The 13289-nt window shown below is 69.8% G+C and carries 11 protein-coding genes; 5 read left to right on the top strand and 6 right to left on the bottom strand.

Annotation, left to right across the window (positions count from 1 at the left end):
* Positions 1 to 15: 15 nt before the first annotated feature.
* The 6 genes from HNR14_RS11240 to HNR14_RS11215 all read right to left on the bottom strand — a co-directional run bounded on the left by HNR14_RS11240 (position 16) and on the right by HNR14_RS11215 (position 6616).
* Entirely contained in the window at positions 16 to 2148 is a 2133-nt protein-coding gene (locus HNR14_RS11240) for an APC family permease (protein ID WP_246311812.1), read from the bottom strand.
* Between the two features lie 294 nt (positions 2149 to 2442).
* Positions 2443 to 3084 carry a helix-turn-helix transcriptional regulator gene (locus tag HNR14_RS11235; protein WP_179701113.1) on the bottom strand — a complete coding sequence of 214 codons (642 nt, stop codon included), beginning with the start codon at positions 3082 to 3084 and terminating at the stop codon, positions 2443 to 2445.
* Entirely contained in the window at positions 3081 to 3932 is an 852-nt protein-coding gene (locus HNR14_RS11230) for a DUF4097 family beta strand repeat-containing protein (RefSeq protein ID WP_179701112.1), read from the bottom strand. Before HNR14_RS11230 ends, HNR14_RS11235 begins: the two co-directional genes overlap by 4 nt.
* Before the next feature lie 353 nt (positions 3933 to 4285).
* Complete coding sequence (locus HNR14_RS11225; RefSeq protein WP_343064466.1) at positions 4286 to 4765, bottom strand: aromatic ring-opening dioxygenase LigA; 480 nt, start codon at positions 4763 to 4765, stop codon at positions 4286 to 4288.
* A gap of 148 nt (positions 4766 to 4913) precedes the next feature.
* Positions 4914 to 5495 (bottom strand): antibiotic biosynthesis monooxygenase, encoded by a 582-nt coding sequence (locus HNR14_RS11220; protein ID WP_179701111.1) that lies wholly within the window; start codon positions 5493 to 5495, stop codon positions 4914 to 4916.
* A 68-nt stretch (positions 5496 to 5563) separates the two neighbouring features.
* Positions 5564 to 6616, bottom strand: a complete 1053-nt coding sequence (locus HNR14_RS11215; RefSeq protein ID WP_179701110.1) for a LacI family DNA-binding transcriptional regulator — start codon at positions 6614 to 6616, stop codon at positions 5564 to 5566.
* A gap of 407 nt (positions 6617 to 7023) precedes the next feature.
* Between HNR14_RS11215 and HNR14_RS11210 the strand changes: the two genes are divergently transcribed.
* The 5 genes from HNR14_RS11210 to HNR14_RS11190 are packed head-to-tail and all read left to right on the top strand — an operon-like array spanning position 7024 to position 13124.
* On the top strand, positions 7024 to 8274 hold the full coding sequence (locus HNR14_RS11210) for a sugar ABC transporter substrate-binding protein (RefSeq protein WP_021763315.1): 1251 nt from the start codon (positions 7024 to 7026) through the stop codon (positions 8272 to 8274).
* Between the two features lie 14 nt (positions 8275 to 8288).
* Complete coding sequence (locus tag HNR14_RS11205) at positions 8289 to 9428, top strand: carbohydrate ABC transporter permease (protein ID WP_179701109.1); 1140 nt, start codon at positions 8289 to 8291, stop codon at positions 9426 to 9428.
* Entirely contained in the window at positions 9425 to 10336 is a 912-nt protein-coding gene (locus HNR14_RS11200) for a carbohydrate ABC transporter permease (RefSeq protein WP_179701108.1), read from the top strand. The genes HNR14_RS11205 and HNR14_RS11200 overlap by 4 nt, the downstream gene beginning before the upstream one ends.
* A complete protein-coding gene (locus HNR14_RS11195; RefSeq protein ID WP_179701107.1) occupies positions 10333 to 11130 on the top strand; it encodes a Type 1 glutamine amidotransferase-like domain-containing protein in 798 nt (265 codons plus the stop codon). The genes HNR14_RS11200 and HNR14_RS11195 overlap by 4 nt, the downstream gene beginning before the upstream one ends.
* Positions 11127 to 13124: a glycogen debranching N-terminal domain-containing protein gene (locus tag HNR14_RS11190; RefSeq protein ID WP_179701106.1), complete on the top strand. Its 1998-nt coding sequence runs from the start codon at positions 11127 to 11129 to the stop codon at positions 13122 to 13124. Before HNR14_RS11195 ends, HNR14_RS11190 begins: the two co-directional genes overlap by 4 nt.
* Positions 13125 to 13289 lie beyond the last annotated feature (165 nt).

The raw sequence follows: 13289 nt of genomic DNA, 5'->3' as shown, positions 1-13289 counted from the left end.
CAGAGCGCGGAAGGCTCAGCGCTTGGTGGGCGCGGGGGTCTCCGGAGGCGTCGGCAACGTCTCGCCCGTCGTCTCGCCCACGACGTCCGGCACATCCGGGACGGAGTTGTCGGGCTGGCCGACGGCGAGCGGAGTGGAGTGGATGTGGATGCGCGCGTGCGGCTTCGACGCCGGCACCAGCGGCCGGCGGGCGATCGCGCGCACGGGCTCGCCGCGGCGGTCCTGACCGGGCAGCGGGCGGGATCGGCGGCCGTAGATGAGCGACGAGGAGTCGAGCAGCCACGGGACGAGCGCGACCGTGACGCCGTGGCAGAGCATCAGCTGCTTGGCGAGGCGCCGGGCGCGGTGGTTGTGGAGGATGCCCTCCCACCAGTGGCCGACGATGTACTGCGGCAGATAGACCGTCGTGACCTCGGAGCCGTGCTCCTCGCGTCGGTGCTTGAGGTACTTGATGAGCGGAACGCCGAATTCGCGGTAGGGCGACTCGATGATCGTGAGCGGGACGTGGATGTTCTGCTCGATCCACTGCTTCTGCAGCTCCTCGGTCGCCTCCTCCTCGATGGAGACGTGGATGGCCTCGATCGAGTCGTGCCGCGCCGCGATCGCGTAGTCGAGGGCCTTGAGGGCCGGCTTCTGCATCTTGCCGACCAGCACGATGGCGTGGTCGCCGACGGAGCCGAAGGTCGTGATCGGGTCGACCTCGATCTCCTTCTCGACGTCGCGGTAGTACCGGTTCACACCGAGCATGAGGAACCACAGGATCGGCATGAAGATGAAGACGAGGTACGCGCCGTGGGTGAACTTCGTGATCGTCACGACGATGAGCACGATCGCGGTCAGGCAGGCGCCGAAGGCGTTGATGCAGAGCGAGCGCACGATGCTGCTGCGCTCGCGACCGGTCTGCCCGCCCTCCTTGAGCAGCGTGATCCAGTGCTTCACCATCCCGGACTGGCCGAGCGTGAACGACACGAAGACGCCGATGATGTAGAGCTGGATGAGCTGGGTGAGGTTCGCCTGGTAGACGAGCAGCAGCGCGGTCGCGGCGAGCGCCAGGACGATCATGCCGTTCGAGTAGACGAGGCGGTCGCCGCGGGTGTTGAGCGCCTTGGGGGCGTAGGAGTCGCGGGCGAGCACCGAGCCGAGCAGCGGGAACCCGTTGAAGGCGGTGTTCGCCGCCAGCAGCAGGACGATCGCGGTCGCGGCCTGGATGAGGAAGAAGAAGAAGGTGTTGTTGCCGAAGGTCGCGGCGGCGATCTGCGCGATGAGGCTGCGCTGCGGCGACGTCGCGCACTGGGCCCAGCCCTGGAGGTCGCAGGGATTCTCGGCGTAGTGCACGCCGCTGATCAGCGCGGTGGCGGTCAGGCCGGCGAACAGGACGATCGCGATGCCGCCCATCAGGCCGAGCGTGACGCGGGCGTTGCGGATCTTCGGGGTGCGGAACGCGGGGACGCCGTTGGCGACGGCCTCCACACCGGTCAGGGCCGAGCAGCCGCTGGAGAACGCGCGGAGCAGCAGCAGCACCATCGCGGCCTGCGTGAGGCTGCTGGCGTGCACCTGGTACCCGGCCGACTCGGCGACGGGCGCATCGCCGAAGACCGTGCGGATCAGCGCCGTCACGATCATCAGGAAGACGCTGCCGATGAAGATGTAGGTCGGCAGGGCGAACGCCTTGCTCGACTCGCGCACACCGCGCAGGTTGACCGCGGCGATGAGGATGACGCAGAGAACCGCCAGTTCGACCCGCCACGGCGCGAGGAACGGGAGGGCGGAGATCACGTTGTCCACGCCGGACGCGACCGATACGGCCACGGTGAGCACGTAGTCCACCAGCAGGGCCGAGGCGACGATGAGGCCGGCCTTCTCGCCGAGGTTCTTGTGGGCGACCTCGTAGTCACCACCGCCGGAGGGGTACGCCTTGACCAGCTGACGGTAGCTGAGGACGACCGTGACGAGCAGGACGACGACGGCCGCCGCGACCCACGGGGCGAAGCTCAGGAACGCGAGCCCACCGAGCAGCAGGATCATCAGCAGCTCCTGCGGGGCGTAGGCCACGCTCGACAGGGCGTCGGAGGCGAAGATGGGTAGGGCGAGGTGCTTCGGGAGCAGCTGTCCTTCGAGCTTTTCACTCGGAAGCGGGTCGCCGATCAACCAGCGCTTCGGGGATCTCCCCTCATTTGTCACGAGGGACGACACTACTCGCTGCCAATACCCTGTCAAGTCGGCGCGTCGAGGGGGTGGCCAGTTGCGTTTCTGCAAGGCTCGGCCTTCGCATCCACAACCCCTCCACATCCGCGGAATGACGCGGCGGAACGGGGCTCGGAGCCTCTCTCTGAAGACTCTCAGAACGTTCGCCGGGAGTTGCTGTGCATCCCGTCCGGGGCGCCGTCTCCGCGGGCGGCGCCGTGCGCAGGTAGAACCGCAGCGACGACATGGCTCATCCCGTCAGCGTCGCCCGAGCGCCTCCAGGACGGAGCGGCGCACGCGCACCAGCTCGTCCTTCAGGAGCGTGACGACGTCCTCCGGCAAGGTTCCGCGCGACGCCTGCAGCCGCAGCTCCGTGCGGAGCTGCTGGCGGAAGTCGTTGATCGCGACATCGGCCTCGCGGATCGCCGACGAGGCCGCCGCCCGAGCGTCGCGAGACGCCTCCCGGGCCGCGTCGCGCGCCTCCCGCCGGGGATCGAAGCGCGTGGCGTCCCGCCGGCTCTCGCGTGCGGCCGAGGCCAGCTCGGCCCGCAGCGTGCGCATGGCGTCGTCGACGCCCGCGCGCACCTCGTCGGCGAGCCGGCGCACCGAATCGGTCACCTCGTCCTCGATCGCGTCGAGCTCGTGCTGGCGCTCCGCGAGCTCGCGGCGGCCGGCCTCAGTGATGGCGTAGACCGTCTTGCGGCCGTCGGCCTGCTTGGTGACGAGGCCCTCCTCCTCGAGCTTGGCGAGCCGGGGGTAGATCGTGCCCGCGCTGGGCGTGTACGTGCCCCCGAAGCGGTCGCTCAGCGCCTGGATCAGCTCGTAGCCGTGCTTGGGGGACTCGTCGAGCAGGCTGAGGAGGTACAGGCGGAGGCTGCCGTGGGCGAAGACGGGGGTCACGCCGACTCCCCCTCGCCGCCCTGGCGAGCGCCCTCCTGCGAAGCGCTCGGACCGCGCAGCACCGAGACGGCGCCCGAGACGGAGTTCACGTTGATGTCGACCCAGGAGCCGTCGAGCGAGCCGGCCGTGCCGGTGTACCCCTTTCCGACGGACCCGACGATCACCACGTTGTCGAGCTGCACGCGTCCCGAGACCGTGTTCGCCCGGTAGCGCGCGCCGATGGCCTCGGGGATGCGGATGGTCGAGTCGCCGGAGACCGTGTTGATCGCGATCTCGTCCGGAGTGCCGGAGATGTCGGCCATCACGTCGCCCGAGACGCCGTCCACCGCGAGCTTGCGGATCGAACCGCTGACGGTCACGTCGCCCGAGACGGTGTGCGCGTTGATGCGGCCGGAGTGGTCGCGCACCGACAGCTCGCCGCTGACCGAGTTGAGCTCGATGTCCCCCACCAGCCCGTCGGCGACGACATCGCCGGAGACCGTGCTGAGGCGGGCATCCGTGTGCAGACCCGAGATCAGCGCCGTCGCCGAGACGACCCCGAACTTGAGGGCGACGTCGCGCGGCACCAGCACGCTCACGTCCGCTTTGGCGTTCGACCTCATGGACTTGAAGACCTCGATGAAGTTGTCCCAGCGCAGCTGCGGGTGGTCGATCTCCAGCCGGTCGCCGTCGATCGTGATCTTCAGATCCCGACCCTGCACCGAGTGCACCTCGACGCGTGCGCCGGGCTCGTCGTGCGCGATGACGTCGATCTGCCCGCCGATGAAGCCGATCTTGAGGGTGCGGACCAGCTCCACGTCGATCGTGCGGCTCTCGCCGGGCTGGACCAGCCACTTCTCCTGTGCCATGTTCCTGACCTCTCCTGTACGCCGCTGCCACGCGGCGATGATGTTTCGGTGACTCGCGATATATCGCGATGTTGACAGAGTCACGATATATCGCGAGTTGCGACCACCGCAACCCCAGCGCCGAGGAATCAGGGTGCACTCAGGGTCGGGTCGGGGTTCGAGTCGGGGAGGGCCAGGGCACCGGCCTTCCGTACAGGCGGAAGGGGCGGTACGTGTGTCGACGTACCGCCCCTTCGGCCTATCGCGCCGCTCGGGCGGCGAGCCGCAGGCGGGTGGCTCTCTTGAGCTCCGTCCACCGCTCGCGCGTCACGCGGCGCCGTCTCCGGATCGACGCTGAACCGATCCCTCCCGTGCTACACCGCCGACGCGGTCGCGGTGCTGCGGCGGCGCGGGGCGATGAGCCAGATGGCGCAGCCCAGCAGCGCGATGATCACGCCCGCTCCCATGGCGAAGGCCGCCACGCCGAACGAGACCACCGACGTGAACAGCGAGGCCCGGAGGAAGGATGCGTTCATCACCATCGGGCGCAGCGGGTCGTCCTGCTCGAGCTCGGCGTAGGTCTTGCCGCCCGACAGCTTCTCCGCGTGTGTGTTGATGATGTCGGCCTGCGCGAGGGCGGTGAACGGCCCGGCGACGGTCTGCCCGCCGAACGCGGCCGCATCCTCGCTCACGGTGATCTTCTGCGCCTGGAGCTGGCTGCTGACCACACCCCAGACCACTCCGCCCGCGATCACCATGACCAGTCCGGCGACGACGGCGAGGATCCCCACCGGCCGCACGAGCCGGGTGGCCCAGGTCGAAGTTGCCGATCGCGTCTCTGTTGCCACGGTCACGATGAATCCTTCCGGCGGCGGCCATCCCGCCGCGTCGTCGCGTGCGGTGGTTACCGCACGCTTGAATTCTACGGACTGTAGAAGTTCGATATGCGACATGCTTTCGCCACGGTCCGCAAGGATCCGGACAACTCCCGGGAGGCGGCGATCAGCGACGGAGCCAGGGCTGCAGCAACCGGGTGACGAACGGCAGCAGGAGGTATGTCATGGTCGGCGTGAGGCAGAGCGTGCTGATGAGCACGGTCGCCAGCGGCCACAGCGAGTGCCAGCCCGGCACGAACGTGACGGTCAGCCAGGTGAAGAGCAGGGACAGCGGGAAGAACCCGAGCCAGATGGTCACCGCCTGCTTCCAGCGCGGCGGCGCGGCGGGGACGCCCGGCTGCGGGACGTCGAACCAGCCCTCGATGCCGGTGCGCCGCTCCACCCGCGAGACCTCGACCAGCTCGCGGCCGTCGTAGAGCCACGTCGCGCGGTCGTCGGAGGCCTCCCACGCCTCGAGCGTCCCCGCGTCGGCGAAGCGGTAGAGCATGTGCCACTCGTCGGAGTCGGCGTGAGCACGCACCCAGCCCGAGCCGAGGAACCCCTCGTACGTGTTCGCGAGGTTGACGCCGGACTGGACCCAGCGGGTGACCTCGGGCAGGCGGCTGCCGTCGACGCGGCGCGTGATGGACACGGTGATCGGGAGGCGGAGCGCTCGTGACGCATCCTGCAGCGACTCTTGTGGAGACATGACTCCATTGTCGCCGCCGTTCGTTACGCCGGTGTTTCAGCGGGGTGCTGCTTCAGCGCGGTGCTGTTTCAGCGCGGGGCGATGAGGGCGGGTCCCCCGCGCACGACCAGGCGCGGAGCGACGAGCCGGTGCCGCGGGTCGGTGACGCCGTCGTCCGCACGCACGCGACCGCCGTGGGCTCCGGTGAGCAGTTCGAGCACGCCGGCGGCGACGGCATCGAGCGGCTGCTCCACGCTCGAGTAGCCGAGGGAGGCGGCCACCGGGGTGTTGTCGTAGCCGATCACGGGGATGCGGCTCCCGACGACGGTCAGAGCACCGAGGGCCAGCGAGTCGGAGGTGCAGACGACCGCGTCGATGCCGTCCGGCCCGGCGGTGGCCTGCAACCGGCGCATGGCCTCGGCGCCGAAGGTGACGCCGTCCTCCGCGACCGCCTGCAGCCCCGGGAGGTCGGACTCGGGCACCTGCCCGGCCGCCCGCATGGCCTCGAGCCATCCCTCGCGGCGGTCGTCGCCGGTGCCGGATCCGCTGGGCCAGCCGAGGAAGGCGATCCGGCGGGCGCCGGCGGCGAGCAGATGGGCGGTCGCATCGCGCAGGCCGGAGCGGCCGTCCACGTCGACCCAGAGGTGCTGCGGGTCGGTCATGTCGTCGATCCCCCACGGCCGGCCGAAGGTCACGAACGACTGACCGTGCTCGATCAGCCACTCGGTGCGCGGATCGCCGTGGAATGTGGAGGTGAGCACGAAGCCGTCGACGTCGGCCGCGTCGGACAGCCGGCGGAACTGGGCGATCTCGTCGTCCGGGCCGTCCGCCGTGAAGAGCAGCACGCGCAGACCCTTGCGGTCGGCCTGCTCGGTGAACGAATGGAGGAAGCGGTCGAGGATGCTGCCCGAGATGCCGTCCTGCGTGATGGGGTCGAGCCGGATGCCGATCGTCGAGCTCTTCTGCGTGCGCAGCCGGCGGGCCGACGCGTGGGGACGGTAGCCGAGGCGCCCGATCGCGTCCTGCACGCGCTCCCGCGTGGCCGGACGGACCAGCTCGGGCGCGTTCAGCACGTTGGAGACGGTCTGGCGGGAGACGCCGGCGGCGTCGGCGACATCGCTGACGGTGGGCTGTGCACCCATGGCGGCCTCCTCCCGGCTCGATCGCGGCTGAACCGACCCTACCGTCCGGCCGCTTGACAGGCCGGGAAGCCCATGGTTATGGTGACTGCAATCCGATTTGATCGTTCAAACGTGAAGCTAGCACGTCGCGATTTGATCGTTCAAGATCACGGATCGATCCATGAACCGCAGCACGACGGACCAGAGGAGGTCGGATGCCCGCATCGAAGCGCAGCGTCCCTTCACCCCTCCGTCGTCGTCTTCCGGCAGCCTCCTCATCGGCCCGCTGGTCTACTGTCGTCGAGGCCCCGGGAGCGTGCACGGCCCGCTCCACAGCGTCCGCCCCGACCTGATCCCTCCACACTTTCCCGACCCCACCCTCTGCGCGCCCGACCGTTCGGGCACGCTCACACCAAGGAGAGAAACACATGCGCAAGAACACCAACAGGTGGATCGCGAGCGGCGCCGTCGCCGTCGCGACCGCCCTGGCGCTGACGGCCTGCGGCTCCGGCTTCAGCGGGAGCAGCAGCAGCGACTCGGGCAAGCTCACGTCGTCCGACAAGGCCCTCACGGTCATGATCGGCTCGTCGGGCGACTCCGAGACGAACGCGGTCAAGTCGGCCGTCTCGGACTGGTCGAAGAGCTCGGGCACCAAGGCCTCCGTCGTCGCCGCCACGGACCTCAACCAGCAGCTCTCGCAGGGCTTCGCGGCGAAGAAGCCGGCCGACGTGTTCTACCTGTCGACCGACGCCCTCGCCGGCTACGCGTCCAACGGCTCGCTCCTCGCCTACGGCGACCAGCTCAGCAACAAGGACGACTTCTACCCCAGCCTGGTCAAGTCCTTCACCTACGACGGCAAGTTCTACTGTGCCCCGAAGGACTTCTCGACCCTGCAGCTCATCATCAACAACGACATGTGGAGCGCGGCCGGCCTGACCGACGCCGACATCCCGAAGACCTGGGACCAGCTCGAGTCCGTCAGCAAGAAGCTGACCACCGCCGACCACGTCGGCCTCGGCATCTCCGGTGAGTACGCCCGCATCGGCTCCTTCATGGTCCAGGCCGGCGGCAACCTGATGAACGACGACTCCACGAAGGCGACCGCGAACAGCGACGCCAACGTGAAGGCGCTCGACTACGTGAAGACGCTCCTCAACGGCGGCGAGCTCAAGTACGCCAAGGACCTCGGCGCGGGCTGGGGCGGCGAGGCGTTCGGCAAGGGCCTCGCGGCCATGACCATCGAGGGCAACTGGATCACCGGTGGCCTGAAGGCCGACTACCCGGACGTCAAGTACACCGTCGCCGAGCTTCCGGCCGGCCCCGCCGGCCAGGGCACCCTGCAGTTCACCAACTGCTGGGGCATCGCCGCCGACAGCCCCAACCAGGCCGCCGCGCTCAAGCTCGTCGAGAAGCTGACCAGCAAGGACGACCAGCTCGCCTTCTCGGAGGCTTTCGGTCCCATGCCGTCGATCAAGTCGGCCGCCGACGAGTGGAAGTCGGCCAACCCGGCGCTCGTCCCGTTCCTCTCCGCCGCCGACTACGCCAAGGGCGTGCCGACCGCGAAGGGCTCGGCCGACGTCGTCACCGACCTCAACAGCAAGCTGGAGTCGCTGGCCACGGGTGACCCGAAGGCCATCCTGGACGCGACCCAGAAGAACCTCGAAGCACTGCTGAAGTAGGAGCGAACCCTCCCATGTCGCAAACCACGAGTCGGTCTCGCCGTTCCGGAATCCGGCGCGGCGAGGCCGCCTCGGGGTGGTTGTTCACCGCCCCGGTCATCATCCTGCTCGGCGTGTTCCTCGTCGTCCCGGTGCTCATGGCACTGTGGGTGAGCTTCTCCGACTGGGGAGGCCGGGGCAGCCCCTTCTCCTCCGACGTCAACTTCATCGGACTCAAGAACTACACGTCGATCCTCGCGGGCGGCGGCCTGGCCGAGCAGGACTTCGGCATCTCGCTGAAGAACAACGCCTGGTACGTGGTCCTCGTCGTGCCGATCCAGACCGCCGTCGCCCTCGGCCTCGCGGTCCTCGTCAACCGGGCGGTGCTCCGCGGACGCGGGTTCTTCCGCACCGCCTTCTACTTCCCCTCCGTCACCAGCTCGGTGGCCATCACGGTGCTGTGGCTCTTCCTCTTCAGCACCACCGGTGCGGTCAACCAGATGCTCTCCTGGATCGGGATCAACGGACCGAACTGGTTCAACGACCCCGACGGCATCGTCCACAACTTCCTCGGCATCTTCGGCGTGACGCAGGGCCCGGGCGCCCTCACGCAGAACACCCTGCTCGGCGTCTCCTGGTGGGACTGGCTGGGCGGCCCGTCGGTCGCCATGACGGCGTACATCATCATGGCCGTCTTCACCACGAGCGGCACCTTCATGCTCCTCTTCATCGCAGCCCTCCAGAACCTGGGCGGCGACATCACCGAGGCCGCCATGATGGACGGCGCGAACGGGTGGCAGCGGTTCTGGCGCATCACCCTCCCGCAGCTGCGCCCGACCCTCTTCACCGTGCTGACCCTCGGGCTCATCGGCTGCTGGCAGGTCTTCGACCAGATCTACACCGGCACCAAGGGCGCTCCGGGCAAGACCACGCTGACCCCGGCCTACCAGTCGTACAAGACCTCGTTCGTCGATCAGAACTGGGGACAGGGCGCGGCGATCGCGTTCATCCTGTTCGTCATCATCGTGCTGTTCACGATCTTCCAGCGCTGGGTGCTGCGCGAACGCGCGGTCTCGAAGCGCCGGATGCGCCTCTACCAGCCCGCCATCGCGGCGAGCACCGCCGTGCCCGCTGCCGCGACCGCCGCAGCAGCGGAGAAGGAGCCGAAGCGATGACCGCGACACTGTCCTCCGCGCCGTCCGGCGCCGAGAAGGCGACCGCCGCGCCCGCCGCGCGACCGCCCCGTCGCCGGTCCAACGGCACGATCGCCGCGACGTCGGTCAGCTACGCGATCCTCGTCATCCTCGCGGTCGTGTACATCCTGCCGTTCCTCATCCAGCTCGCGACGTCGTTCAAGACCGACGCCGACGCCACGGCCCACCCCGTCTCCCTCATCCCGCAGGTCTGGACGACCGCGGCCTACACGAAGCTCTTCCTCAGCTCCGACTTCCCCACCTGGTTCACCAACTCGGCGATCGTGACGATCTTCGTGACCCTCGGGCGCGTGTTCTTCAACTCGCTGGCGGGGTACGCCCTCGCCCGGCTGCACTTCCGCGGACGCGGCGTCATCTTCGCGGCCCTGGTCGCGGTCATGTCGGTGCCGATGGTCGTGCTGCTGATCCCCAAGTTCCTCGTGATCAACCAGCTCGGGATCTACGACTCCTACGCCGGCATGATCCTGCCGCTGCTGACGGACGCGGCCGGTGTCTTCATCATGAAGAACTTCTTCGAGTCGATCCCCGCCAGCGTGGAGGAGCAGGCCCGCATCGACGGCGCCAGCACCTTCCGGGTGTTCTGGTCGATCGTGCTGCCGATGGCGCGGCCCGCGCTCATCACGATCATCATCCTGTTGTTCCAGGGCTCGTGGAACGAACTGGCGCACTTCATCGTCTCCACGCAGGACCCGGCGCTCACCACGCTGACCAAGGGCGTCGCCGGCCTCGCCAGCGGCCAGCTCAGTCAGGGCAACCAGTTCCCGCTCAAGCTCGCGGCCGCCGCGCTCATGACCATCCCCGTGGCCATCATGTTCTTCATCTTCCAGCGCCGCATCATGAACTCGAGCGAGGGGGCGGTGAAGGAGTGACCGCCGCCGCACCCACGATCGTCGCGACCTGCGGCGGGCTCAACGGCGGCGACTGGACCGACTCCGTCTATGGTCCGCTCCTGCACCACGCCATCGAGCTCGCCGAGGTGAGCGGCCGAGCGCCGCGTGTCACCCACATCAACACCGCAGGCGGCGACCAGCGGCACATCGAGGGCGCCGAGCTGGAGGCTGCCCGCGTCGCGGGAGTCGAGGCGAGCCACGTGCGGTTCTTCCCGCACCCCAACATCTCGAACCTCCGCGAGCACCTGCTCAGCCAGGACGTCGTCTGGGTCAGCGGGGGCAGCCTCGTCAACCTGCTCGCCGTCTGGCGCGCGCACGGCCTGGACCGGCTCCTCGCGGAGGCGTGGGAGGCGGGCGTCGTGCTGGCGGGAGGATCCGCCGGCGCCCTGTGCTGGCACGAGGGCGGCACCACAGCCTCGTACGGCCCGGACATCAGCGCCGTGCCGGACGGTCTGGCCCTGCTGCCCGGCTCGCTCGGCGTGCACTGGGACTCCGACCCGAAACGCCGGCCCGCGCATCTCGCGGCCATCGCCGAAGGCACCCTCGCCGACGGGTACGCCCTCGAGGAGGGAGTCGGCCTCGTCTATCGCGGCCGACAGCTCGTCGACGTCGTCGCGGAGCGCGACGGTGCCACGGCCTGGCGCCTGCACCGCACCGGCGACTCCATCACGGAGACGCGCGTGACACCGCGCGTCCTCCGCCACGAACCCACCGACCGTTCCGACCGATCCACATTCACACCCCCTATCGAGGAGGCGCGACAGCCACGATGACCCACCCGCTCCAACCCCTGCTGCACGACAGCGTCGTGGTCCTGACCGCGCCCAGCCAGGCCTGGTCCACCGCCGACGGCGACGTGGACGGCGTCGGCATCCACGGGTTCTTCCACTCCGATCTGCGCGTCCTCGACCGCATCGGCCTCACGGTCGCCGGTTCAACGCTCGAGCACATCGCGACCGCCGGCCCCGACGCCGCGACGGCCGTCTTCACCTCCCTCGCTCGCGGTCTCGACGACTCGACGGCCGACCCCCGTGTCCGCGTCGAGCGCACCCGCGAGGTGCGTGCCGGCGTGCTGCGCGAGACCATCGTGGTCCGCAACGCGCTCCGCGAGCCGATCTCCACCACCGTGTCCGTCGCCGTCCACGGCGACTTCAGCCCGATGCAGGTGGTCAAGGCCGGTCTCGCCGGCGCCGAGCACCCGGTCGAGACCTCCGTCGACGGCTCCACGGTCACCTTCACGTCCGGCCCCGTCACGGCCGTCCTCCGCGCCGACGGAGCGCGCGTCGAGTCCGACGCGGCCGCGGCGACGCTGTCGTGGGATGTCGACGTCGCCGGCAACGGCGCCGCGACCCTCACCTGGGAGATCGACGTCGACGACCCGACCGCCGTCGTCGCGGGCGCCGGTCCCTCCGCCGATTGGGCGGCCTTCAGCGCCTCCACCGGCGACTCGCGCCTGGCCTCCTGGCTGGAGCGCGCCCTCGCCGACCTGCAGTCGCTGCGGATGACGACCACCGCCCGTCCGGACGACGTGTTCCTCGCCGCCGGCGCCCCGTGGTTCTTCACCCTCTTCGGCCGCGACTCCATCTGGGCGGCGCGGATGCTCCTCCCGCTCGGCACGGATCTCGCCGCCTCCACCCTGCGCGTGCTCGCCGCGCTCCAGGGCACCGAGACCGTGGGCGCGACGGCCGAGCAGCCGGGCAAGATCATGCACGAGCTGCGTCCGTCGGCGCTGACCATCCCGGGCGAGGGCGTCGTGCTGCCCCCGCTCTACTACGGCACGGTCGACGCGACCGCGCTCTGGATCTCGCTGCTCCACGACGCGTGGCGCTGGGGCATGCCGGCCGACGAGGTCGAGGCGCTCCTCCCCGCGCTCGAAGCCGCGCTGCTCTGGATGCGCGACCACGGCGACAGCGACGGCGACGGGTTCCTCGAGTACGTCGACACCACCGGCCACGGCCTCGCGAACCAGGGCTGGAAGGACTCGGGCGACTCGATCCAGTGGAACGACGGCACCCTCGCCGACGGTCCGATCGCGCTCTGCGAGGTGCAGGGCTACGCCTACGAGGCCGCGATCGGCGGCGCCGCCCTGCTGGAGGCGTTCGGTCGCGACGGCGCCGAGGAGTGGCGCGACTGGGCCGCCGCCCTCAAGGCACGGTTCGCCGCCTCCTTCTGGATCGACGACCCGGCCGGCGCCTACCCGGCGATCGCGCTCGACGCGTCGAAGCGGGCGGTCGACTCCGTGACCAGCAACATCGGCCACCTGCTCGGCACCGGCATCCTGGAGCCCGGTCAGGCCGAGCTGATCGCCCGCCGTCTGGCGTCGCCCGAACTCTCCTCCGGCTACGGGCTCCGTACGATGTCCAGCGCGGCCGGCGGCTACTGGCCGCTGAGCTACCACGGCGGCAGCGTCTGGGCCCACGACACCGCGATCGTCATCACCGGCCTCGCCCGCGAGGGCTTCGCCGCCGAGGCGGAGCAGCTCTCCGACGGCCTGCTCGCCGCCGCCGACGGGTTCGGCTACCGCATGCCCGAGCTGCACTCCGGTGACAGCGCGGAGCAGACGGCCGCGCCCATCCCGTACCCGGCCGCCTGCCGTCCGCAGGCGTGGTCCGCCGCCGCTGCCGTCGCCGTGCTCAGCGCCCGCCTCGGGCTGCGCGCCGACGCACCCGCCGGACGTTTCGACGTCGACCCGGCTCCCGCCGCGGCCAACACTCACGTGCGCGGCCTGCGCTTCGCCGGCGAGACGCGCGACGTCGACGTGCCCTGACCGGGCCATGACGCCAGAAGAGGCCGGACGCAGCCTGCGTCCGGCCTCTTCTGCGTGCGCCGGCCGGCCTCCCGGGAGCCCGCGCGCTTCTCGCGAGAGGTGACTTGTTGCGGGTATCCACGCGAAATACCCACAACAACTCACCCCTCGCGAGATTCGGGGGGG

The sequence above is a fragment of the Leifsonia naganoensis genome, assembly GCF_013410615.1.
GTDB lineage: Bacteria > Actinomycetota > Actinomycetes > Actinomycetales > Microbacteriaceae > Leifsonia > Leifsonia aquatica.
This window is presented reverse-complemented; position numbering and strand designations above follow the sequence as displayed.

Coding starts and splice junctions, on each gene's coding strand:
- HNR14_RS11230 (WP_179701112.1), bottom strand. CDS start 3,932: ATGGCACAGGAGAAGTGGCTGGTCCAGCCCGGCGAGAGCCGCACGATC.
- HNR14_RS11190 (WP_179701106.1), top strand. CDS start 11,127: ATGACCCACCCGCTCCAACCCCTGCTGCACGACAGCGTCGTGGTCCTG.
- HNR14_RS11220 (WP_179701111.1), bottom strand. CDS start 5,495: ATGTCTCCACAAGAGTCGCTGCAGGATGCGTCACGAGCGCTCCGCCTC.
- HNR14_RS11205 (WP_179701109.1), top strand. CDS start 8,289: ATGTCGCAAACCACGAGTCGGTCTCGCCGTTCCGGAATCCGGCGCGGC.
- HNR14_RS11200 (WP_179701108.1), top strand. CDS start 9,425: ATGACCGCGACACTGTCCTCCGCGCCGTCCGGCGCCGAGAAGGCGACC.
- HNR14_RS11210 (WP_021763315.1), top strand. CDS start 7,024: ATGCGCAAGAACACCAACAGGTGGATCGCGAGCGGCGCCGTCGCCGTC.
- HNR14_RS11215 (WP_179701110.1), bottom strand. CDS start 6,616: ATGGGTGCACAGCCCACCGTCAGCGATGTCGCCGACGCCGCCGGCGTC.